The organism is Micromonospora sp. KLBMP9576 (genome assembly GCF_050941805.1).
Classification (GTDB): Bacteria; Actinomycetota; Actinomycetes; order Mycobacteriales; family Micromonosporaceae; genus Micromonospora.
The window spans coordinates 4,325,817-4,346,953 of record NZ_CP194567.1; the positions used below are offsets into that span (position 1 = coordinate 4,325,817).

The 21,137-nt window shown below is 73.2% G+C and carries 20 protein-coding genes and 1 pseudogene; 7 read left to right on the forward strand and 14 right to left on the reverse strand.

From position 1 onward, the window contains the following. Positions 1–227: 227 nt before the first annotated feature. Positions 228–989: a helix-turn-helix domain-containing protein gene (locus ACQ452_RS18865; protein WP_433394232.1), complete on the forward strand. Its 762-nt coding sequence runs from the start codon at positions 228–230 to the stop codon at positions 987–989. Beyond that, the gene (locus tag ACQ452_RS18870) at positions 976–1,164 is read left to right on the forward strand and encodes a DUF397 domain-containing protein (protein ID WP_433386390.1); all 189 of its coding nucleotides are present in this window, start codon (positions 976–978) and stop codon (positions 1,162–1,164) included. The genes ACQ452_RS18865 and ACQ452_RS18870 overlap by 14 nt, the downstream gene beginning before the upstream one ends. A 49-nt stretch (positions 1,165–1,213) precedes the next feature. Here the strand turns inward: ACQ452_RS18870 and argG are convergent, their stop codons facing one another. Beyond that, a complete protein-coding gene (gene argG / locus ACQ452_RS18875) occupies positions 1,214–2,665 on the reverse strand; it encodes an argininosuccinate synthase (protein WP_433386392.1) in 1,452 nt (483 codons plus the stop codon). 107 nt (positions 2,666–2,772) lie between these two features. On the opposite strand from argG, the gene ACQ452_RS18880 reads away from it, so the two are divergent. Then, a complete protein-coding gene (locus ACQ452_RS18880) occupies positions 2,773–3,309 on the forward strand; it encodes a hypothetical protein (protein WP_433386394.1) in 537 nt (178 codons plus the stop codon). Then, on the forward strand, positions 3,302–4,105 hold the full coding sequence (locus ACQ452_RS18885) for a MerR family transcriptional regulator (protein ID WP_433386396.1): 804 nt from the start codon (positions 3,302–3,304) through the stop codon (positions 4,103–4,105). The genes ACQ452_RS18880 and ACQ452_RS18885 overlap by 8 nt, the downstream gene beginning before the upstream one ends. A gap of 63 nt (positions 4,106–4,168) precedes the next feature. On the opposite strand, the gene ACQ452_RS18890 is transcribed toward ACQ452_RS18885, so the two are convergent. Then, complete coding sequence (locus ACQ452_RS18890) at positions 4,169–5,023, reverse strand: TrmH family RNA methyltransferase (RefSeq protein ID WP_433394234.1); 855 nt, start codon at positions 5,021–5,023, stop codon at positions 4,169–4,171. Positions 5,024–5,046: 23 nt separating this feature from the next. Here ACQ452_RS18890 and ACQ452_RS18895 point away from each other — a divergent pair. Continuing rightward, positions 5,047–5,227: pseudogene (locus tag ACQ452_RS18895) on the forward strand (thiamine pyrophosphate-binding protein); the annotation flags it as partial. A 42-nt stretch (positions 5,228–5,269) separates the two neighbouring features. Here ACQ452_RS18895 and ACQ452_RS18900 read toward each other — a convergent pair. From ACQ452_RS18900 to ACQ452_RS18915, 4 genes are all read right to left on the reverse strand, one after another. Beyond that, complete coding sequence (locus ACQ452_RS18900) at positions 5,270–7,480, reverse strand: transglycosylase domain-containing protein (protein ID WP_433386398.1); 2,211 nt, start codon at positions 7,478–7,480, stop codon at positions 5,270–5,272. 178 nt (positions 7,481–7,658) lie between these two features. Continuing rightward, positions 7,659–8,453 carry a hypothetical protein gene (locus ACQ452_RS18905; protein WP_433386400.1) on the reverse strand — a complete coding sequence of 265 codons (795 nt, stop codon included), beginning with the start codon at positions 8,451–8,453 and terminating at the stop codon, positions 7,659–7,661. A 147-nt stretch (positions 8,454–8,600) separates the two neighbouring features. Continuing rightward, on the reverse strand, positions 8,601–9,707 hold the full coding sequence (locus ACQ452_RS18910; protein ID WP_433386402.1) for an SPFH domain-containing protein: 1,107 nt from the start codon (positions 9,705–9,707) through the stop codon (positions 8,601–8,603). Positions 9,708–9,711: 4 nt separating this feature from the next. Further along, on the reverse strand, positions 9,712–10,185 hold the full coding sequence (locus ACQ452_RS18915) for an NfeD family protein (RefSeq protein WP_433386403.1): 474 nt from the start codon (positions 10,183–10,185) through the stop codon (positions 9,712–9,714). 122 nt (positions 10,186–10,307) lie between these two features. On the opposite strand from ACQ452_RS18915, the gene ACQ452_RS18920 reads away from it, so the two are divergent. Further along, the gene (locus ACQ452_RS18920; RefSeq protein ID WP_433386405.1) at positions 10,308–11,612 is read left to right on the forward strand and encodes a serine hydrolase domain-containing protein; all 1,305 of its coding nucleotides are present in this window, start codon (positions 10,308–10,310) and stop codon (positions 11,610–11,612) included. Between the two features lie 146 nt (positions 11,613–11,758). On the opposite strand, the gene ACQ452_RS18925 is transcribed toward ACQ452_RS18920, so the two are convergent. Beyond that, positions 11,759–12,571, reverse strand: coding sequence for a DUF3097 domain-containing protein (locus tag ACQ452_RS18925; RefSeq protein WP_433386407.1), 813 nt, complete (start codon positions 12,569–12,571; stop codon positions 11,759–11,761). A gap of 256 nt (positions 12,572–12,827) precedes the next feature. Here ACQ452_RS18925 and ACQ452_RS18930 point away from each other — a divergent pair, with 256 nt between their 5' ends. After that, on the forward strand, positions 12,828–13,622 hold the full coding sequence (locus ACQ452_RS18930) for a hypothetical protein (protein ID WP_433386409.1): 795 nt from the start codon (positions 12,828–12,830) through the stop codon (positions 13,620–13,622). 7 nt (positions 13,623–13,629) lie between these two features. Here the strand turns inward: ACQ452_RS18930 and ACQ452_RS18935 are convergent, their stop codons facing one another. The 7 genes from ACQ452_RS18935 to ACQ452_RS18965 all read right to left on the reverse strand — a co-directional run bounded on the left by ACQ452_RS18935 (position 13,630) and on the right by ACQ452_RS18965 (position 20,936). After that, entirely contained in the window at positions 13,630–14,409 is a 780-nt protein-coding gene (locus ACQ452_RS18935; RefSeq protein ID WP_433386411.1) for an HAD-IIA family hydrolase, read from the reverse strand. 72 nt (positions 14,410–14,481) lie between these two features. After that, positions 14,482–15,531 (reverse strand): ferrochelatase, encoded by a 1,050-nt coding sequence (locus tag ACQ452_RS18940; RefSeq protein ID WP_433386413.1) that lies wholly within the window; start codon positions 15,529–15,531, stop codon positions 14,482–14,484. Between the two features lie 99 nt (positions 15,532–15,630). Then, entirely contained in the window at positions 15,631–16,398 is a 768-nt protein-coding gene (fabI, locus tag ACQ452_RS18945) for an enoyl-ACP reductase FabI (RefSeq protein WP_433386415.1), read from the reverse strand. A 53-nt stretch (positions 16,399–16,451) separates the two neighbouring features. Beyond that, complete coding sequence (gene fabG, locus ACQ452_RS18950; protein WP_433386417.1) at positions 16,452–17,156, reverse strand: 3-oxoacyl-ACP reductase FabG; 705 nt, start codon at positions 17,154–17,156, stop codon at positions 16,452–16,454. A 746-nt stretch (positions 17,157–17,902) separates the two neighbouring features. Next, a complete protein-coding gene (locus tag ACQ452_RS18955) occupies positions 17,903–18,853 on the reverse strand; it encodes a VWA domain-containing protein (protein ID WP_433386419.1) in 951 nt (316 codons plus the stop codon). After that, positions 18,850–19,854, reverse strand: a complete 1,005-nt coding sequence (locus ACQ452_RS18960; protein WP_433386421.1) for a DUF58 domain-containing protein — start codon at positions 19,852–19,854, stop codon at positions 18,850–18,852. Before ACQ452_RS18960 ends, ACQ452_RS18955 begins: the two co-directional genes overlap by 4 nt. Continuing rightward, positions 19,833–20,936: an AAA family ATPase gene (locus ACQ452_RS18965; protein ID WP_433386423.1), complete on the reverse strand. Its 1,104-nt coding sequence runs from the start codon at positions 20,934–20,936 to the stop codon at positions 19,833–19,835. The genes ACQ452_RS18960 and ACQ452_RS18965 overlap by 22 nt, the downstream gene beginning before the upstream one ends. Between the last annotated feature and the right edge of the window lie 201 nt (positions 20,937–21,137).

Genomic DNA, 21,137 nt, shown 5'->3' on the forward strand with positions numbered 1-21,137 from the left:
GGGCGGCCCGGGGCAGGACCCGCCCGAGCCCTCGGTGGCGACGGGCGGGTCCGCCTGCGTGACAGTCTGGTGAGGACACGACTACCGTCGGAAGGCATTCGGCCCGGTCGTGGCCGGGCCTCGGCGGCGGTACGCGCAGCCGGAATCCCGAGTGGAACTCATGCGACCTGTGTGGAGGAACTGTGGAGGAGCCGACCGCCGACCTGATCCGCGCCCAGCTCCGGCGGATGCGGATGAACGCCAACCTCAGTCAGGACGAGTTCGGCCGGATGGTGCACTACTCCGCGTCGATGGTGTCCGCCGTGGAGACCGGCGCCCGTCCGCTCGACCGGGTTTTCCTGGCCCGCGCGGACGAGGTGCTCAGGTCCGGCGACCTGCTCGTGGCGCTGCTGCGGATCGCCGAGCGCGACCGGGAGCCCTCGTGGTTCAGGCCGTGGCTGGAGGCCGAGCGGGCCGCCAGGCAACTCCGATACTTCAACCCAGCTCTGATTCCCGGCCTGTTCCAGACGGAGAACTACGCCCGCGCCGTGCTGCGCTTCAACGACACGTTCTCCGAGGCCGAGGTCGAGCGGAAGCTGGCCGCCCGGCTGGCCCGGCAGGACGTCCTGGCCGGCGCGGACCCGCCGCAGGTCGTCGTGGTCCTGGACGAGTCGGTGCTGAGCCGGACGGCCGAGGGGCTCAGCGGGATCATGGTGGCGCAGATCGGCCGGCTGGTCGAGCTGGCGGAGCTGCCGCACGTCCACGTCCACCTCGTGCCGAGGAGCACCGGGCTGCACATCGGGTCGTCGGGGCCGTTCGCGCTGGCCCGCTCCGCCGACGGCGGCTGGGTCGGGCACCTGGAGCACCAGCTCGGCGGGGAGGTGGTGGACGACGAGGAGGGGGTGGCCGCCCTCCTGGCGAGGTGGGAGAATGTCCGCACCGAGGCCCTTCCCCGCCGCCAGTCCATCGACCTGATGAAGGAAGTGCAGGCCCGCCATGAACCTCAGTGACGCCACCTGGCGCAAGTCCACCCGCAGCGGGTCGAGCGGCGGCGAGTGCGTCGAGGTCGCCGACAACCTGCCCGGCGTCGTCGCCGTCCGCGACAGCAAGGACCCGGCCGGCCCGGCGCTCACCTTCGACCCGGCCGCCTGGACGGCGTTCCTCGCCGACGCCAAGCGCGCCTGACCGACCCTGCCCGGAAGCCCCTCGCGCGAGGGGCTTCCGGGGGCGGCGCTCAGTCGACGCCGAACTCCATCGCGGCGCGGTCGAGCGCCTCGTCGTCGGCGGAGGAGACGCCCCGGGAGGCGATGGCCTCCGCGCCGCCCCGCGGCATCGCGCCGATCAGGCCGGTCGAGGCGGCCTGCGCGGCGCCCACCATCCGCTGCGGGGCCGCACCGCCGACGATGCCGAGGGTGGCATACTGCTCCAGCTTCGCCCGCGAGTCGGCGATGTCCAGGTTGCGCATGGTGAGCTGGCCGATCCGGTCCGACGGGCCGAACGCCGAGTCCTCGGTACGCTCCATCGACAGCTTGTCGGGGTGGTAGCTGAACGTCGGGCCGGTGGTGTCGAGGATCGAATAGTCCTCGCCCCGGCGCAGCCGCAACGTCACCTCGCCGGTGACCGCCGTGCCGACCCAGCGCTGCAACGACTCGCGCAGCATCAGCGCCTGCGGGTCCAGCCAGCGGCCCTCGTACATCAGCCGGCCGAGGCGGCGGCCCTCGCTGTGGTAGTTGGCCAGGGTGTCCTCGTTGTGGATGGCGTTGACCAGCCGCTCGTACGCGGCGTGCAGCAGCGCCATGCCGGGGGCCTCGTAGATGCCACGGCTCTTGGCCTCGATGATCCGGTTCTCGATCTGGTCCGACATGCCCAGGCCGTGCCGGCCGCCGATGGCGTTGGCCTCCAGCACCAGGTCGACGGGGCTGCCGAACTCCTTGCCGTTGATCGTCACCGGGCGACCCTGGTCGAAGCCGATCGTGACGTCCTCGGTCGGAATCTGCACCGACGGGTCCCAGAACCGGACTCCCATGATCGGGTTGACCGTCTCGATGCCGGTGTCGAGGTGCTCCAGGGTCTTCGCCTCGTGCGTGGCGCCCCAGATGTTGGCGTCGGTGGAGTAGGCCTTCTCGGTGCTGTCCCGGTAGGGCAGGCCGCGTTCGAGCAGCCACTCCGACATCTCCTTGCGGCCACCCAGCTCGGTGACGAAGTCGGTGTCGAGCCACGGCTTGTAGATCCGTAGCTGCGGGTTGGCCAGCAGGCCGTAGCGGTAGAACCGCTCGATGTCGTTGCCCTTGAACGTCGAGCCGTCGCCCCAGATCTGGACGTCATCGGAGATCATCGCCCGGACCAGCAGGGTGCCGGTCACCGCCCGGCCCAGCGGAGTGGTGTTGAAGTATGCCCGCCCGCCCGAGCGGATGTGGAAGGCCCCGCAGGTCAGCGCCGCCAGGCCCTCCTCGACCAGGGCGGCGCGGCAGTCGACCAGTCGGGCGACCTCGGCGCCGTAGCTGAGCGCGCGGCCGGGCACCGAGTCGATGTCGGGCTCGTCGTACTGGCCGATGTCGGCGGTGTAGGCGCAGGGGACGGCGCCCTTGTCGCGCATCCACGCGACCGCGACCGAGGTGTCGAGGCCGCCGGAGAAGGCGATGCCGACACGTTCGCCGATGGGCAGGGAGGTGAGAACCTTGGACACGGGAATATTATGCACCAGGCCGCATGGTCATGCAAATCAACCCGGTTTCCACAACCCTCCCGGATTCGGCTTGACCCTCACGCAGCGTGAGGCCGGAGGGTAGGGGCATGAGCAACTACTACGACGCCTTCGAGATGAGTCCCGTGCCCACGCCCGGCCCGGACGCGGTGGCGCCCGAGCTGTGCCGGGGCATCTACGGCATGCCCGCGTTCCCGACGATCCCCACGGGCGACCTGGCCGCGTCGACGGACTTCTGGGTACGCGGCCTGGGGTTCTTCGAGCTGTTCAGCATCCCCGGCACGCTCGTGCACCTGCGCCGCTGGGCGTTCCAGGACGTCCTCCTCGTCTCGGCGGCGGAGACGCCGGCACAGCCACCGGCGATGAGCGTGAGTTTCTCGTGCGTGCTCAACCAGATCGATCCGCTCGTCGAGGCCTGCCGTGCGGTGCGCCCGAACTCGGTCGACGGCCCGCGCGACACCCCCTGGAACACCCGCGACGTGGAGGTGATCACCCCCGAGAACGCGCGGATCATCTTCACCGCCGGGAAGCCCTTCGACCCGGCCAGTCAGGAGGCGCGGAACCTCGCAGCCATCGGGATCACCCCACCGGGCTCCCGACCCAGCGACAATGAGGAGCATGTCTGATGCCACTGACGCCGATGGCCTGACCGTCGGTCAGGTCTCGGCGCGACTCGGCGTGACAGTGCGTGCGCTGCACCACTGGGACGACATCGGCCTGGCGCGACCGTCGCTGCGCACGGCTGCCGGCTACCGGCTCTACACGGCTGCCGACCTGGAACGCCTGCACCGCATCGTCGTCTACCGGGAGGTCGGCCTCGGCCTGGACCGGATCCGGACCATCCTGGACGACTCGACCGCAGACGTGCCCGGCGCGCTGCGCGCGCAGCGCACCCAGGTCGCCCAGCGCATCGACCGCCTCCAGCAGCTCGATGTCGGCCTGGGCCGGATGATCGCCGCCCACGAGCGCGGCCTGCTGCTGACCGCCGAGCAGCAGGCCGCGATCTTCGGTCCGCAGTGGAACCCGGACTGGCCCGCCCAGGCCCGTCAGCGCTACGGAGACACGACGCAGTGGCAGCAGTACGCCGAACGCTCAGCCTCACGCACCCCCGAGCAGTGGCAGGCCATCGCCGACACCATCACCCAGCTCGACCGTGCCCTCGCGGACGCGATGGACGCCGGTGTCGCCCCCGGCAGCCCGGAGGCGAATCACCTCATCGAGCGGCACCGCGAGGTGTTCGCCTCACACTTTCCCCTCACCCGGCAGATGCAGGTCTGTCTCGGCCGCATGTACGAGGCCGATTCGGCGTTCGCCGCCCACTACGACGGCATCCGCCCCGGCCTCGCCACCTGGTTCCGGCTGAGCGTCGACGCCAACGCGCGCGCCCACGACATCGACCCGGACACCGCCACCTGGCGGTAGCGCGCGGGTCGGGCGACCCGCGCCCGTCGCCGGGCCGGACAGGCCGCCGCGCCGCGCCCCGCCTCACCGGGGATCGTCGCGGCCCAGCTCCCAGAAGGCGACCGCGGCGGCGGCGGCCACGTTCAACGAGTCGACCCCGCGCCGCATCGGGATGACCACCCGCACGTCGCTGGCCGACTGGGCCGCCGAGGTGAGGCCGGGGCCTTCCGCACCGAGGAGCAGCGCCGCCCGCTCACGCTGCGCCGCGGTAAGCCGCTGCATCGGTACGGCGTCCGGGGCCGGCGTCATGGCGAGCACGGTGAAACCGGCCTGCCGCACCTGGTCCAGGCCCGCCGGCCAGTGCGCGAACTTGGCGTACGGGACCGCGAAGACCTCCCCCATGCTGACCCGTACGCTGCGCCGGTAGAGCGGGTCGGCGCAGGTCGGCGACAGCAGCACCCCGTCGACGCCGAGCGCGGCGGCGCCCCTGAACACCGCGCCGAGGTTCGTGTGGTTGTTGACGTCCTCCAGGATCGCCACCCGCCGGGCCTCGGCCAGCACCTCGGCGGCGCTCGGCAGCGGCTTGCGCCGGAACGACGCCAACACCCCCCGGTGCACGTGGAAGCCGGTGGCCCGTTGCAGGACGTCCTGGGTGGCGGCGTAGACGGGGGCGTCGCCGGTGTCCAGGTCGGCGAGCTGGTCGACCCGCTTGGCGTCCACCAGGTACGACCGGGCCGGGTAGCCGGCCCGCAGCGCCCGGCGCAGCACCAGCTCCCCCTCGGCGATGAACAGGCCGTGCGGCGGTTCCCAGCGGGTGCGCAGCTCGACGTCGGTCAGCGCGCGGTAGTCGGCGATCCGGTCGTCGTCGGGGTCGGTGATCTGGTGGATGGGCACCCGACGATTCTGCCGGATGCGCCAGGGCGGCCCCCGGGCCGCCAGCGGCCGGCACCGCCGGGCACGTCGTGCACCGCCTCGCCGGCTGGGGCGTCCGCCGCTACTTCGGCTATCCCGGCGACGGCATCAACGGCCTGACCTCGGCGCTGCAACGCACCGGGGAACGGGCGCAGTTCGTCCAGGTGCGGCACGAGGAGACCGCCGGCTTCGCCGCCTGCACACGTCAAGTACGGCGGCGGGCCGCCCGGGCCGGAGCCGGGGCGGGCGGCGGCGTCAGGCGGCCCGGCGGTCTCAGCCGCGACGTTCCAGCCAGCGGCGCAGGTCGAACAGCCGCTCGTCCGCCGACGGCTGCTGCCGCTCCTCGGACGGGCGGCGCTGCTCGACCCGCGGGCGCGGCACCGGGCGGCGCGGCTCACCGACCAGCTCGCTGCTCGGGGCGGCGAACGCCTTCTCCGGCGCACCGGCGACCGCGGTGCCGATGACCCGGGCGACCGCCGCGATCACCCGCGCCTGCACCGCCGAGCCCACCGAGTCGGTCGGGTCGTCCGGGTTCGCGGCGATGCCAGCGACCGCCACCTGCGGGGTGAAACCGACGAAGGTCTCCGTGGCGTTCTTCTCCGAGCTGCCGGTCTTGCCGGCCACCGGCCGCCCGTCGAGGATGTCGTCCACCGAGGTGGCCGTGCCCCCGTTGCACTGCGCGAGCGTGGACTGCTGACCGACCGGGCAGCGGGCCGCGTCGGTGGCGGCCCGGGCCACGTCGGCGTCGAGCACCCGCCGGCAGGACGGGTCACCGACCGGCACCCGCGCGCCGTCCGGGGCGGTCACCGAGACCACCGGCAGTGGCGCGCAGTATGTCCCCTCGGCGGCCACGGTGGCGTACGCGTTGGCCAGGTCGAGCGGGGTGGTCGCGCTCACGCCCAGCGTGAACGAACCCCAGTCCGCGGCATTGTTCTTTGCGAAGTCCGCGTCGGCCTCGGCCCGGAAGGCGATGCCGAGGCGCTGCGCCATCTCCACCACCTTCTCCTGCCCGACCTGCTCGGCCAGCCAGACGAAGTAGGTGTTCACCGAGCGGCCGAAGCCGTCCCACATCATCCGGTAGCCGTCCATCCACTCCGGGTTGGCGTTGGCCGGGCACCACCGGCCGTCGCAGACGCCCTCGCCCTCGGCGGCGTAGCGGGTGGGCAGCCGGCTGGGCGCGTCGAAGCCGGTGGACAGCGGCTTGCCGGCCTCCAGCGCGGCGAGCATGGTGAAGAGCTTGAACGTCGAGCCGGCCTGGTAGCCGGCCACACTGCCGCCGCCGGAGATCAGCGGGTTGACGGTGTTCGGGCGGTTGGCCTGCCGGTTCGGGTTGGCGTCGAGGCTGTAGTGCCGGTTGACCGCCATCGCCAGCACCCGGCCGGTGCCCGGCTCGACGGCGGCGATCGGCAGGGCGCGCTTGTCGTCGTAGGAGTAGACGGCGGTGGCCTGCTGCTGCGCGGTGGCCTGGACCTGCGGGTCCAGCGACGTCACCACCGTGTAGCCGCCGCGACGCAGCGCCTGCTCGCGCTCGTCGACGCTCGTGCCGAACTCCGGTTGCGCGAGCCACCACTGCCGCAGGTAGTCGCAGAAGAAACCCCAGTCGTCGTGCCCCTTGGCGACCGCGGTGCAGCCGTTGGGCTGGGCGGTCGGGCGCAGCGTCAGCTTCTCGGCCCGGGCCCGCTCGGCCTCCTCGGCGGTGATCGCGCCGGTGGAGACCATCGAGTCCAGCACGTAGCCGCGACGCTGAAGCGCGGCGTCCACGTCGCCGTCGATCGGGCTGTACGCCTCCGGCGACTGCACCAGGCCGGCCAGCAGGGCGGCCTCGCCGAGCGTCAGCTCCGCGGGGGCCTTGGCGAAGTAGCGCTGGCTGGCCGCCGCGACGCCGTACGCCCCGGAGCCGAAGTACGCGATGTTCAGGTAACCGTTGAGGATCTCGTCCTTGCTGAGGCGCTGCTCCAGCGCCGTGGCGTACCGGATCTCCTGGATCTTGCGCCCGACGGTCTGCTCGGTCGCCGCGGCCCGCTCCTCGGCGGTGCGGCCGGGGTCGTTCTTGAGCACGTTGCGCACGTACTGCATGGTCAGCGTGGAGCCGCCCTGCTGGCCGCCGGAGGCGTTCGACACCACGGCGCGCAGCAACCCCCGCAGGTCGGCGCCGCCGTGGTCGTAGAAGCGCCGGTCCTCGGCCGCCACGATCGCCTCCCGCATGACCGGGGCGATCTCGTCGAGCGGCACGTCCGTGCGGTTGACGTCGTAGAACGTCGTGATCAGTGTCTTGCCGTCGTTGGCGTAGAGGTAGGAGCGCTGCGGCGAGACCGGGGTGCGCAGCGCCTCGGGCAGCGCGTCGTACGACCCGACCGCGGCCTTGGCGGCGAAACCGAGCAGCAGGTTTCCCGGCAGCGCGGCGACCGCCAGGACGAGACCGGCGAGGACGCCGGCGAGCAGCACGGTGAACAGCCGCGACAGCGGCGGGCGGGGTGGGGCCATGTTCCCCAGGATTGCCACGTGACGGGCCAAGCGGCCACCTCCAGAGTCCGGTTGTCAGCAATTTCACCGCCCGTGACCAGGGGCTTCCCATCCCAGGAGCCCCAACGTCACCGCCAGCCCCGGCGGCCTCGCGACCCGCACGGCGCGGCTCCGGTCGCTCCGGGCGCGGCGCGGCGGATCAGGTGGGCAGGGGCCCGTTCGGGCCGGGAGCGGCCGGGGCGGCGGCGATGCTCGCGCTCGCGGCGTCGCGGGCGATGTCGCGGGGCACCAGGCGCCCGGAGCGGTAACCGATGCCGATGCCGGCGATCAGCACGAAGATCGCGCCGAAGGTCTGCAACGAGCCGATCAGCGCCCCACCGACACCCAGCAGCGGGGCGGCGATCATCAGCATGGCGCCGTCGCCGATGCTGAACGTCCCGGACCGGGCCACCGACCAGCCGGTGAGCAGCCAACCCAGGCTGTAGCAGGTGGCGCCGACGAGCACGAGCGTGCGGGCGGTGGCGCCGAAGACGGGGGTCTGCTCCGCCAGCCCCGCGAAGGGCAGCATGAGCACGGTGCCGGCGATGGAGACGAGCAGGCCGGCGACGGCCGCCCGGCGGCTGCGGGTCGCCGCCAGCAGCCCCGTCAGCGCCAGCAGGGCGAGCAGCCCGAGCCACACCGCCGCCACCCAACCCACCAGGTAGAGGGGCCGGCCGTCGGCCGGATACGGGTCGTTGCCCACCCCGCCGTCGCTGCCCATCGCCACGGCGGCGTAGAGGACGGCGTACGCGGGGAGCAGCCACACCGCGCTCCGGGCGAGCCGCCGCAGCGACCAGGCCCAGGCGGCGTTGGTGGCCGGCGCGACGGGCGTCGCCTCGACGAACGGCAGCACGCCGAACCCGCCGCCGGTGCGCCTGCTGCCCAGTGGCCCGGTCGGGTCGTGCGCACCGGGCACCGGGGGCGAGGAACTCGCCCGCTTCGCCGGATCCTTCATGCGTCACCTCGCTCCTCGAAGAGCGGTGCGGAACGCGCCGGGGCGCCCCGGCGCCTGCTCACCGCCCGTCCTAGGACCGATGGTGGCAGGCACCGGAGCGCCCCATGAGTGTTTCTCGCGTTTCCGGGCGGTCGACGCCCGGCCCGGTCAGCCCCGTTCGCGCTGGGCGGCCGGGTCGGTCAACAGGCTCGCCGGGGAGACCGGCTCCGGGGCCGGCAGCCCCTGCGGCTTACCGCCGGTCGCCTGCGCCTCGGCGACGCGTACCTCGTCGTGGATCTGCTGGGCGGCGTCCGCCGCCGCCTGCGCGGCCTCGGCCGCCTCGCGCTCCACGGCGCTCGCCCGGTCGGCCGCCTCCGGGGCCGGCTCGTCGCCGACCATCCGGTTCAGCCCGCCGAGCGCGCCACCCATGCCCTCCAGGGCCTTGGTCAGCTCGGCCGGCACGATCCAGACCTTGTTGGCCGTGCCGTTGGCGATCTGCGGCAGCGCCTGGAGGTATTGGTAGGCGAGCACCTTCTGGCTCGGGTTGGCCTGGTGGATCGCGTCGAACACCGTCCGGATCGCCTTCGCCTGACCCTCCGCCTCGAGGATCCGGGCCTGCCGGTCACCGTCGGCGCGCAGCACCGCGGACTGCTTGTCACCCTCGGCGGTGAGGATCTGCGACTGCTTGTGCCCCTCGGCCGTGAGGATCGCCGCGCGACGGTCCCGCTCGGCGCGCATCTGCTTCTCCATCGAGTCGCGGATGCTCGCCGGCGGCTCGATCGCCTTGATCTCCACCCGGGTGACCTTGATGCCCCACCGGCCGGTGGTCTCGTCCAGCACGCCCGACAGGTGCCGGTTGATCTCCTCGCGGCTGGTCAACGCCCGCTCCAGGTCCAGCGAGCCGATCACGTTACGCAGCGTGGTGACGGTGAGCTGCTCGATCGCCTGGAGGAAGTTCGAGATCTCGTAGGTCGCCCGGACCGCGTCGACCACCTTGAAGTAGAGCACCGTGTCGATCGACACGACCAGGTTGTCGGAGGTGATCACCGGCTGCGGCGGGAAGCTGACCACCTGCTCACGCATGTCGACCTTGGTGCGCACCGCGTCGACGAACGGGACCAGGATGTTCAGACCCGGGTTGAGGGTGCGCTTGTACTTGCCGAGCCGCTCGACCACGTCCTGACGCTGCTGCGGAACGATGCGCACCGACTTGGCCAGGGTGATCACCCCGATCAGCGCGATGGCAATCAGTAGGACCGGGATCACAAGTTCCATGTACTCACCTTTTCGCTTCGGGTAGCTCGCCGGAAGGGGAAACGTCGTCCCGCCACACCAGGGCGGTGGCGCCCCTCACCTGAATCACCTGCACCCGGTCGCCGGGCGCGAAGTGCTGGCTCGCGTCGTAGGAACGGGCCTGCCACAGCTCACCGTCGATCTTCACCATGCCCTGCCCGGCGTCGACCCGCTCCAGCACCAGCGCCGTGCTGCCCTCGATCGCCTCCACGCCGAAGGCCTGCTCACCGCTCTCCAGCGCGGAGCGCCGGTGCCGGCGCAGCGTCGGGCGCACCCCAAGTGTCGTCAACGCCGACACCGCGGCGAAGACGATCGCCTGCACCTCGACCGGCGCGCCCAGCGCGGCCGCGCCCGCGGCGGCCAGCGCCCCGACCGCGAACATGATCAGAAACAGCGTCGTCGTGAAGATCTCAGCGACCGCCAGAACGACACCCAGCACGATCCACAACACGGCGTCCACCACCCGATCGTGACACGTCAAAGCACGTGGAGCCCACCCGCGAAGATCAGTAAGCTCGGCGACGCCCCCCGCGCGGCCGGAAACGCCACCGGCGTCACCGCAGTCCCCATCGAGGAGAGCCCGTGTCCCTGCTGCCCGCCACCACCCGTCAGGTCGATGTCCTCGTCGCGCAGGCGCAGTCCGCCGGCCACACCCCGTCGCTGCTGATCGGCGTGGTGCGCGACGGCGCGCTGACGCATCTCGCCACCGCCGGCGAGCACCCGCGCCCCGACGCCGACCTCCAGTACCGCCTCGGCTCGATCAGCAAGACGATGACCGCCACCCTCGTCATGCAGGAACGCGACGCCGGCCGGCTGGCCCTCGACGACCCCCTGGAGCGGCACCTGCCCGGCACCGGCGTGGGCGGGCTCACCCTGCGGCAACTCCTCGGCCACGCGAGCGGCCTGCGGCGCGAACCGGACGGTCGGTGGTGGGAGCGCACCGAGGGCGTCGACCTGGCCACCCTGCTGGCCGGGATGAGCGCCGAGAAGATCGCCTACCCTGCGCACCGCTCCTACCACTACTCGAACCTGGCGTACGGGTTGCTCGGCGGGGTGCTGGAACGGATCACCGGCACGCCCTGGCCGGAGCTGCTGCGCGAGCGCGTACTGGAGCCGCTCGGCATGCGCCGCACCACCTACGCGGCGACGGAACCGTTCGCCTGCGGCTACGTGGTGCACCCCTGGCACGACACGCTGCGCGAGGAGCCGCGTACGGACACCGGGGCGATGGCCCCCGCCGGGCAGCTCTGGTCCACCGCCGAGGACCTGGCGCGGTGGGCGACGTTCCTGTCCGACCCGGTCCCGCAGGTGCTGGCCGCACAGACCCTGACCGAGATGTGCGTGCCGGTGGCGATCAGCGACCCCGACTCCTGGACCGGCGGACACGGCCTGGGAATTGAGCTCTACCGGCAGGGCGAACGGGTGTACGTCGGGCACGGCGGCTCGATGCCCGGCTACGTGGCCACCCTGACGGTGCACCGCCCGTCCCGCACCGCGGTGATCGGCTTCGCCAACTCGTACGGCTTCGGCATCGGGGGGCTCGCGCAGCGGGTCCTCGGCACCGTACTGGACGCCGAGCCGGCCCTCCCGCGGCCCTGGCTGCCGGCCACCGCCCCGAGCGCCGAGGTCGACGAGGTGGGCGGGCGCTGGTGGTGGATGGGCCTGACGCTCGACCTGACCTGGGACGCGGTCGCCGGCGAGCTGGTCGCCCGCGTGCGCGGCGACCGGGAGAGCCGGTTCACCCCGGAGGGGCCGGACCGCTGGCGCGGGTGCTCGGGACCGGAGAACGGCGAGATCCTGTCGGTGCTGCGCGACGAGGCGGGGCGGGCCGTGGCGCTCGACATCGCCACCTTCGTCTTCGCCCGCACCCCCGACCAGGGGCCCTGAGCGCCCGCCCCCGGCTAGACCCCCGCGACGGCCGGCTACGGACCCGCGCGAGGCGCTTTCGAGCTGAGTCGTCTACGACATCAGCTCGAAAGCGTCGTCCGACCCATTGCAGCGCCCCCGCGGGCGCACGGCTCGCCCTACCGGGCTCAGGCCGGTTCGGTGACGAAGTCGATCAGGCGTTCCATCGCGTTGATCAGCGGGGTCTCCACGTCGGCGAAACTGTCGACCCGGGAGAGGATGCGCCGCCATATGTCAGCGGGCTCGGCGACCCCGAGCGCGGCGCAGACACCCTCCTTCCACGGGCGTCCCGGCGGCACCACCGGCCACGCCGGGATGCCCAGCGCCGCCGGCTTCACCGCCTGCCACACATCCACGTACGGGTGCCCGGTGACCAGCACGTGCGGGGAGGTCACCTTCGCGACGATCCGGCTCTCCTTGGAGCCGGCGACCAGGTGGTCGACGAGCACGCCGAGGCGGCGGCCCGGACCGGGGGCGAAGGCACGTACGTCGGCGTCGAGCGCGTCGATGCCGTCCAACGGCTCCACCACCACGCCCTCGACGCGCAGGTCGTCGCCCCAGATCCGCTCGACGAGGGCGGCGTCGTGGATGCCCTCCACCCAGATCCGGCTGGCCTTCGCGACCTGGGCGGGCGCCCCGGCGACGGCGATCGAGCCGGAGGCGGTGCGCCGGCGGGCCGCCGGCACCGGGGCGCGGGCCGGCCGGCGCAGCGTCACCGGCTGCCCGTCGAGCAGGAACGCCGCCGGCAGCAGCGGGAAGTTGCGCCGGCGGCCGTGGCGGTCCTCCAGCACCACCGCGCCGGCCTCGAAGCCCACCACCGCCCCGCAGAAGCCGGAGTCGGCGTCCTCGACCACGAGGTCCGGCTCGGCGTCCACCTCGGGGGTGACCTTCCGCCGCCGCCAGTCCCCCGCCAGCACATCGTCCGTATACCGCCGCCCCATGCCGATCAAGCTATCCCCCCGCCCGCACCCCCGCACCCGACACGCCGCCACCTCGCGGGAGTTCCGTTCCGCCCTTCAGGATGACGGGGACCCTGGTGGGAATCGGCCCCTCCAGGGAGCATTCGCCACCGGGGTCTGCTGTGCGGTCGGCCGGAGCATCGAGAACGGGCGCAGCCGAATGGCATGATCGACGCAGCGGCGGACGGTCGGGGCGGCAGTCGAGACAGAGGCGGCGATGACCACGTACCCTTTCGGCATGTCCACCCCCGCAGCGGGCGCGGCCACTCTCACACCGCGCCGGTCCAGCCGGTTCGTTGCCTGGGTCCGCGCGTGGCGCGCCGGGCTGGTGCCCTTCGACGAGGTCGCCGACGCCATCGCCGGCCACGAGGAGCACCTGGTCGCCGACGCGCCCGGCACCTGGACCGACGTGTCCCTGCCCCAGGCGCTACCCACCCTCGCCAAACTCTCGCCCGACGAGATCCGGCTGGTGCTGCCCGCGCCCGGTGACCCGCGCGGGCTGCCCGGGCCGGGCGACTTCGCCGGCGCGGCGCTGCTCGCCGGCGAGGCCGTCGTCGCCGGGGGCCTCGGGCTGATCCCGCAGGTGCGCACCCACACGTCCGGTTCCGGCGACACCTTCGAGACGGTGCTGTGGCGGGTCTACCCGCTGCCGGCCGACGCCCCGGCCGCCTCCCTCACGTTGCCCGGCGCGGCCGAGGCCGAGGCCGAGCTGGCGGCTGCCCTGGCCGACACCACCGCCGCGCTGACCAGGCTGGACGTCGCCCAGTGGCGCCCCGAGCTGGCCGGCGCGTTGGAGGCGCTGCGCCGCCCGGACGGGGCCACCGACCTGCCGCCCGGCTTCGACCCGCGCGCCCGGCGGCTCTTCGCCCGGGCCGCCGTGCTCGACCGGGTGCTCGCGCTGGCCGGGCACGCCGCGCCGGGCGGCGCGATCAACAACCACGAGGCGCAGCAGCGCGACGCCGCGTTGCGCCCGCTCACCACCGCCTGCCGGCAGGCCCTGGTGGCCGCCTGCAACGCCCCGCTGCGCCCCTGAGCGCCGGTCAGATCTCGTCGACCAGGTCGGCGATCGAGTTGACGATCCGCGACGGGCGGTACGGGTAGCGTTCCGCCTCGACGCGGCTGCTGATCCCGGTCAGCACCAGGATCGTCTCCAGACCGGCCTCCAGCCCACACAGGATGTCGGTGTCCATCCGGTCGCCGATCATCGCGGTCGTCTCGGAGTGCGCGTTGATGGTGTTCAGCGCGGAGCGCATCATCATCGGGTTCGGCTTGCCGACGAAGTACGGCTCGACGCCCGTCGCCTTGGAGATCATCGCGGCGACCGACCCGGCAGCCGGTAGCGCCCCCTCCATCGACGGGCCGGTCACGTCGGGGTTCGTGCAGATGAACCGGGCCCCGTCGTTGATCAGCCGGACCGCCTTGGTGATCGCCTCGAAGCTGTAGGTGCGGGTCTCCCCCAGCACCACGTAGTCGGGGGCGAAGTCGGTCAGCACGTAACCGACCGCGTGCAACGCGGTGGTCAGCCCGGCCTCCCCGATCACGTACGCGGTGCCGCCCGGCCGCTGGTCGGCCAGGAACTGGGCGGTGGCCAGCGCGGACGACCAGATCGCCTGCTCCGGCACGTCGAGGCCCATCCGGTTCAGCCGCGCCCGCAGGTCGCGGGGGGTGTAGATCGAGTTGTTGGTGAGCACCAGGAACGGCTTGCCGGAGGCGCGCAGCCGGGAGACGAACTCCGGCGCGCCGGGCACGGGCTCGCCCTCGTGCACCAGCACGCCGTCCATGTCGGTCAGCCAACTCTCCACGGGCCTGCGGTCCTGCATCGTCACTCGTTCCAGGGGTGTCGGGCTCACCGGCGGGCCGGTGCGGCGGTCAGGGGGGCGGATTCGCGGCGGTCAGGAGGGCGGGTTCGCGGCGGTCGGGCGGCGGGCCGGGACGCAGCACACCGTGGGGCAGCTGTCCCACATCGGCAACTCGCCGAGGCGGCGGCGCAGACCGACCCCGTCCGGGTCGGTGCGCTCCCGGACCAGCTCACGGACCATCGTGACGAAACGCGGGTCGGTGCCGGGGGTGGCGGCCCGGACGAAGTCCAGGTCGAGCTGCCGGGCCGTCTGGTGCGCCTCGGTGTCCAGGTCCCACACCACCTCGAGGTGATCGGAGACGAACCCGATCGGGCTGACCACCACGCCGGTGGTGCCGGCCTCGGCCAGCGTGCGCAGGTGGTCGTTGACGTCCGGCTCCAGCCACGGCACCTGCGGCGGGCCGGAGCGGCTCTGCCAGACCAGGTCCCACGGCAGGTCCGGGGCCGCCGCCGCGTGCACCAGCCGGGCGACCTCGGCGAGTTGCGCCTCGTACCGGCCGCCGTGCGGGCCGGCGCTGGCGGCCATCGAGTTCGGCACCGAGTGCGCGGTGAACACCAGCCGGGTGCTGTCGCGCCTGGCCGGGTCGAGCCGGCCGAGCGCCGCCCGCACCGCGTCGGCGTGCGGCTCGACGAAGCCCGGGTGGTCCCAGAACTGGCGGAGCTTGTCGACCAGCGGGGCACCCGGGCCGACCGCCGCGCGGGCGGCGGCGATGTCCTCCTGGTATTGCCGGCAGGAGGAGTAGCCGCCGTACGCGCTGGTCACGAACGCCAGGGCGTGGGTGACCCCGTCGTCGCGCATCCGCGCCACGGTGTCCGCGAGCATCGGGTCCCAGTTCCGGTTGCCCCAGTAGACCGGCAGGTCCACGCCGTTGGCGGCGAAGTCCTCCCGGATCGCCGCGAGCAGCTCCCGGCACTGCTGGTTGATCGGGGAGACGCCACCGAAGTGCTGGTAGTGCTCGACGACCTCCGCCAGCCGCTCCGGCGGCACGCCCCGACCCCGGGTCACGTTCTGCAGGAAGGGCATCACGTCCTCGGGCCGCTCCGGCCCGCCGAAGGACACCAGGACCACCGCGTCGTACGCCATGGCCCCATTCTTCCCCGTCGCCGTGCCCGCCGGGCGCGGCCCCCTGGTTGCGGGTGAAAGCGAGGGCCCCTGCCGGCGGCAGGGGCCCTCGCGCACACCTCAGGCGCCGATGGCGTGGTAGCCGCCGTCGACGTGCACGATCTCCCCCGTGGTGGCCGGGAACCAGTCGGACAGCAGCGCCAGGCAGGCCCGGGCGGCCGGCTCCTGGTCGGTGAGGTTCCAGCCCAGCGGCGCGCGATCGGTCCAGGCCTGCTCGAACTGGTCGAAGCCGGGGATCGACTTGGCGGCGATGGTACGCAGCGGCCCGGCGGCCACCAGGTTGCTGCGGATGCCCTGCTTGCCCAGGTGCAGCGCCAGGTAGCGGGAGGCGGACTCCAGCCCGGCCTTGGCCACGCCCATCCAGTCATAGACCGGCCAGGCCTTCGTGGCGTCGAAGGTCAGGCCGACGACCGCGCCGCCGGCCGACATCAGCGGCAGCGCCGCCATGGCGAGCGACTTGTAGGAGTAGGTGGAGACGTGCAGGGCGGTCGCCACGTCCTCCCAGGGGGTGTCGAGGAAGCCGCCGCCGAGGCAGCTCTGCGGGGCGAAGCCGATCGAGTGCACCACCCCGTCCAGGCCGTCGACGTGCTCGCGGACCCGGTCGGCGAGCCCGGCGAGGTGATCGGCGTCGGTCACGTCCAGTTCGATGACCGGGGCGGGTTCGGGCAGCCGCCGGGCGATCCGCTCCACCAGGGAGAGCCGGCCGTAGCCGGTGAGCACGACCTGTGCCCCGTTCTCCTGGGCGAGCTTCGCCACCGAGAAGGCGATCGAGGCGTCGGTGATGACGCCGGTGACCAGCAGCCGCTTACCGGCGAGCAGTCCGGACATGCAGGTTTCCTCCGTAGTTCTCAATGACCGGTCGTCAGTGCCTGGACGGGTCGTCAGTGCCCCATGCCGAGGCCGCCGTCGACCGGGATGACGGCGCCGGAGACGTAGGCGGCGGCGTCGCCGGCCAGCCAGGTGACGACGCCCGCGATCTCGTCGGGCTGGGCGAACCGGTTGGCGGGGATGGCCTTGCGGTATTCGACCCGGCGGTCCTCGGGCAGGCCGGCGGTCATGTCGGTCTCCACGTAGCCGGGTGCGACCACGTTGGCCGTGATGTTGCGGCTGCCCAGCTCGCGGGTGATCGAGCGGGCCACGCCCACCAGGCCGGCCTTGCTCGCCGCGTAGTTGACCTGGCCGGGGCCGCCGTAGAGGCCCACCACCGAGGAGATGAAGATCATCCGGCCCCACTTCGCGCGCAGCATCTTGCCGGAGGCGCGCTTGGCGCAGCGGAACGCGCCGGTCAGGTTGGTGTCCAGGACGCGGGTGAACTGCTCCTCGGCCATCCGCAGCAGCAGCGTGTCGTCGGTGATCCCGGCGTTGGCGACGAGCACCTCCACCGGGCCCAGCTCGGCCTCGATCGCGGTGAACGCCGCGTCGACCGACGCGGAGTCGGTCACGTCGCAGCGGACCCCGAACAACCCCTCCGGGGGCTCGCCGCTGCGGTGGGTCACCGCCACCCGGTCGCCCTGCTTCGCGAAGGCCTGCGCGATGGCCAGGCCGATCCCCCGGTTGCCGCCGGTCACCAGGACGGTACGGGCCACGGTTCCCCCTGTAGTTCAGTGATCTCCCGGTCGGTCGGAGCCTAGGCGTTACCGGCAGGTAAGCGCTAACGCCGCCCGGGCCGCCCCCTGGTACGACCTGCGGCTCGCACCCTGGCGGCCCGCCGAGCGCCCGGGTTGCCAGGAACGACAGCATCCGCCGGAGCCGTCCACATCGCGCTGTGCCAGTCGCCCGTCGGCCCGCACGCCCGCTGCCGCCCGCCGATCATCGCGGTGTAGCATCATCCGCGTTTGCGGGCCGCGTGGCCCGCGTTCCGGGCCCCGCCGACCGCAGGAGGTGATCGCTGTGCGAGATAGCGATCCTCCCAGTCGTGGCCGGGCCGAACGTCAGCCCCGCTGAGCCACGACTCAGCAGGTGAGCTGACCCGTCTCCGCTTACCGCCCCCGCCCGCTCACCGGCCCCACGCCGGATGACCGCGCCGCGGCGGGAGCCGCCCGGTCACGACTTCGTGTGCGCGTTCTGATCCACCCCTCTGCGGTCCGCCCCCGCACGCGCGGACCGTCCAGTCGCCACCCGGAGCCGTCCATGAGCCGCTACGTCGCCCCGCTGGGCTTCACCCTCGCCGCCGTCTGGGTGGCCGTCGTCTTCGTCCTCGCCGGCGGCGCCGCGCACTGACGCCCGCCCGCCGTGCCGCGCGCTGACGCCCGCCGTGCCGCACCGAACACCGGGCCCGCCCACCGATCGCCGCCGGCGGCGGCCACGGCCGCCGCCGGTCGCCTCCCCGCCGTCAGAGCATCCGCGAGGACCACAGCAGGCTGACGGTGCCGGCGCAGAGCGCCAACAGCAGGGCGACGCCCGCGTACCACTGGGTGACCTCCCGGGGTTCCGTGCGGAACCCGATGGAGCTGCCCATGTCCTGGTAGACCTGCTTCAACTCGGTCACCGAGGCCGCCTCGTAGAAGTAGCCGTCGGTGGCCTCGGCCAGGTCGGCCAGGGCCAGCCGGTCCACCGGCACCCGTTGCTGCTGGCCACCGATGTCCACCTGCCCCGAGTCGGTGCCGAAGGCGATGGTGGAGACCGGCACGTTCGCCGCCTGCGCGGCGGTGGCCGCCTCCTCCACCGACCGCCCTGAGGTGCGGAACCCGTCGGAGAGCAGCACGATGCGCGCCGGCGGGATCCCCGCCGCCCCGTCGGCCGGCACCGTCCGGATGGCCTCCAGGCAGGTCAGGACCGCCTCCCCCGTCGCCGTCGCCTCGGCCAGCACCAGCCCGTCGATGGCGCTGGTCACCGCGTCGCGGTCCTTGCCCGGCGGCACCAGCACGTTCGCCGACTTGGCGAACGACACCAGCCCCAGGTTGTAGCTCTCCGGCAGCTCGCCGACGAACTGCTTGGCCGCCTCCTGCGCCGCCTCCAACCGGTTCGGCGCCACGTCGTCGGCCTGCATGGACAGCGACACGTCGATGGCGAGCATCACCGTGGCCCGCTCCAGCGGCTCCCGGGTGTCGATCGACGGCCGGGCCAGCGCGGTCGCCAGCACCAGCAGGCAGAGCAGGAACGCCGTGGCCGGCACGTGCCGGCGCCAACCCAGCCCCTTCGGCGCCACGGTGCGCAGCAGGTCCACGTTGGTGAACCGCAGCGCGTACGCCCGGCGGTTGCGCTGCCGCCAGACATAGAACGCGGCGAGGGCGAGCACCGGCAGCACGGCCAGCAGCCACCACGGTTGCAGAAAGCGGATCATCGTGTCGTCCCCCTGGTGCGGGCGTGCCGCTGCGCGGCCACGAAACGCACCATGTCGAGCAGCCAGTCTCGGTCCGTACGCAGTCGCAGGTGGGCCGCGCCCGCGCCGCGCAGCGCCGCGGAGATCTCCGCCCGCTGGGCGGCTGCCGCCTCGGCGTAGCGGTGGCGCAGCCCCGGGTCGGCGGTCTGCACCTCGTGCAGCTCGCCGGTCTCGGGGTCGACGACCGGCAGCACCCCGACGTCGGGCAGTTCCAGCTCCCGGGGATCGACGACCTCGATCGCGAGCACGTCGTGCCGGACGCGCAGCTTACGCAGCGGCCGGGCCCAGCCGGCCGTCGGGGCGAGGAAGTCGGAGATGACCACCGCCACACCGCGGCGCCGGGGCGGCCGGTTGAGCATGTCGACCAGCGCGCCCAGGTCGCTGCGCCCGGGGCGGATCTCGGTGCCGGCGATCGCCCGCAGCAGCACCTGCGCCTCCTTGCGCCCGGAGCGGGCGGGCAGCCGGGTGTAGACGTCCGGGGCGGGGGGCGGCGGCGCGGTGCGCCACCGGCGCGGGGGCGCGCTCGCGCCGCCGCCGCTGCCGATCACCGCGCCGATCCGGTTGCCGCCCCGGACGGTCAGGTGGGCCAGCGCCGCCGCCGCGGCCACCACCACGTCACGCTTGAGCCACCGGCCGGTGCCGAAGTCCAGGCTCGCCGAGAGGTCCACCGCCAGCCACGTCTCCAGCTCCCGGTCGGCCACCGTGCGCCGCACGTGCGGCGTCGTCGTGCGGGCGGTGACGGGCCAGTCCATCCGGCGCACGTCGTCGCCGGGGCGGTATTCCCGGGACTCCCCGGCCTCGCTGCCCGGCCCGGGCAACAGGCCCGCGTAGTCGCCCTGGAGCAGGCCGTCGAGCTTGCGGGTGACCATCAGTTGCAGCCGCGACAGGACGGCTTCGGTGCGGTCGGAGGGGACGTCGGCGGGCCGACGGACGGGTGGGGTCACGGGCGCTGCCCGGACCAACCGGGGCCCGGCGGCGCGGTGGACGCGGCGGTGGCCTGCTGCCGGGGCGCGACCGAGGGCAGCGGGATGGTGGACATCACCCGCTGCACCACGTGGTCCGCGGGCACGTCGTCGGCGAGCGCGTCGTAGCTGAGCACCAGCCGGTGGCGCAGGATGTCCGGCGCGATGTCCTGCACGTCCTGCGGCAGGGCGTAGTCGCGCCCGCGCAGCAGCGCCAGCGCCCGGGTGGCCCGGACCAGGCCCAGCGAGGCGCGCGGGCTGGCGCCGTACTGGATGAGCTGGGCGACGTCGGGCATCCCGTGCTCCGCCGGGGCCCGGGTGGCCAGCACCAGCCGGACCGCGTAGTCGACCAGGGCGTTGTGCACGAAGACCTGGTCGGCCTTGCGTTGCAGGGCGATCAGGTCGCCGGTGGTGAAGACCGGCGTCGGCCGCGGCGGGTTGGCGCCCATCCGGTAGACGATCTCCCGCTCCTCGGCGTCGGTCGGGTAACCGACGACGATCTTCATGAGGAAGCGGTCCCGCTGCGCCTCGGGCAGCGGATAGACGCCCTCCTGCTCGATCGGGTTCTGCGTCGCCATCACCAGGAACGGCTCGGGCACCCGGTGGCTCTCGCCACCGATGGAGACCTGCCGCTCGCTCATCACCTCGAGCAGCGCCGACTGCACCTTGGCCGGCGCCCGGTTGATCTCGTCGGCGAGCAGGAAGTTGACGAACACCGGCCCCAGCTCGACGTCGAACTTCTCGCTGGACTGCCGGTAGATCCGGGTGCCCATGATGTCGGCCGGCACCAGGTCAGGGGTGAACTGCACCCGGGCGAAGGAGCCGCCGACGACTGTCGCGACCGTCTCCACCGCGAGGGTCTTCGCCACCCCGGGCACGCCCTCCAGCAGGCAGTGGCCCCGGGCGAGCAGCGCGACGAACATCCGCTCCACCATCCGGTCCTGTCCGACGATCACCCGTTTGGTCTCGAACAGCGCCCGCTCCAGCAGGGTCGCGTCCTCCGCCGGTGTCGTCACCGGCCGGGGTGTCTCCGGGCCCGCCCCGTTCGGCGTCGGGGCGTCGGGCGTGGTCGGCTGGGCCACCGGTCCTCCACAGCATGATCGGTTGTCGCGCGGCTGGTGCGTATCAAGACTCGCATGCCCGGCTGAGTGCCGAGGTGGGGAGAACCCGATTCTCGCCGTACCGTCACCGAGGGCCGTATCGCGGGGCCGCCACGCCGTCGCGGGACGAGAAAACGCCGGTCACGGGTGGACAGGGACGGGTTGGGCGTGTGTACGATTCAC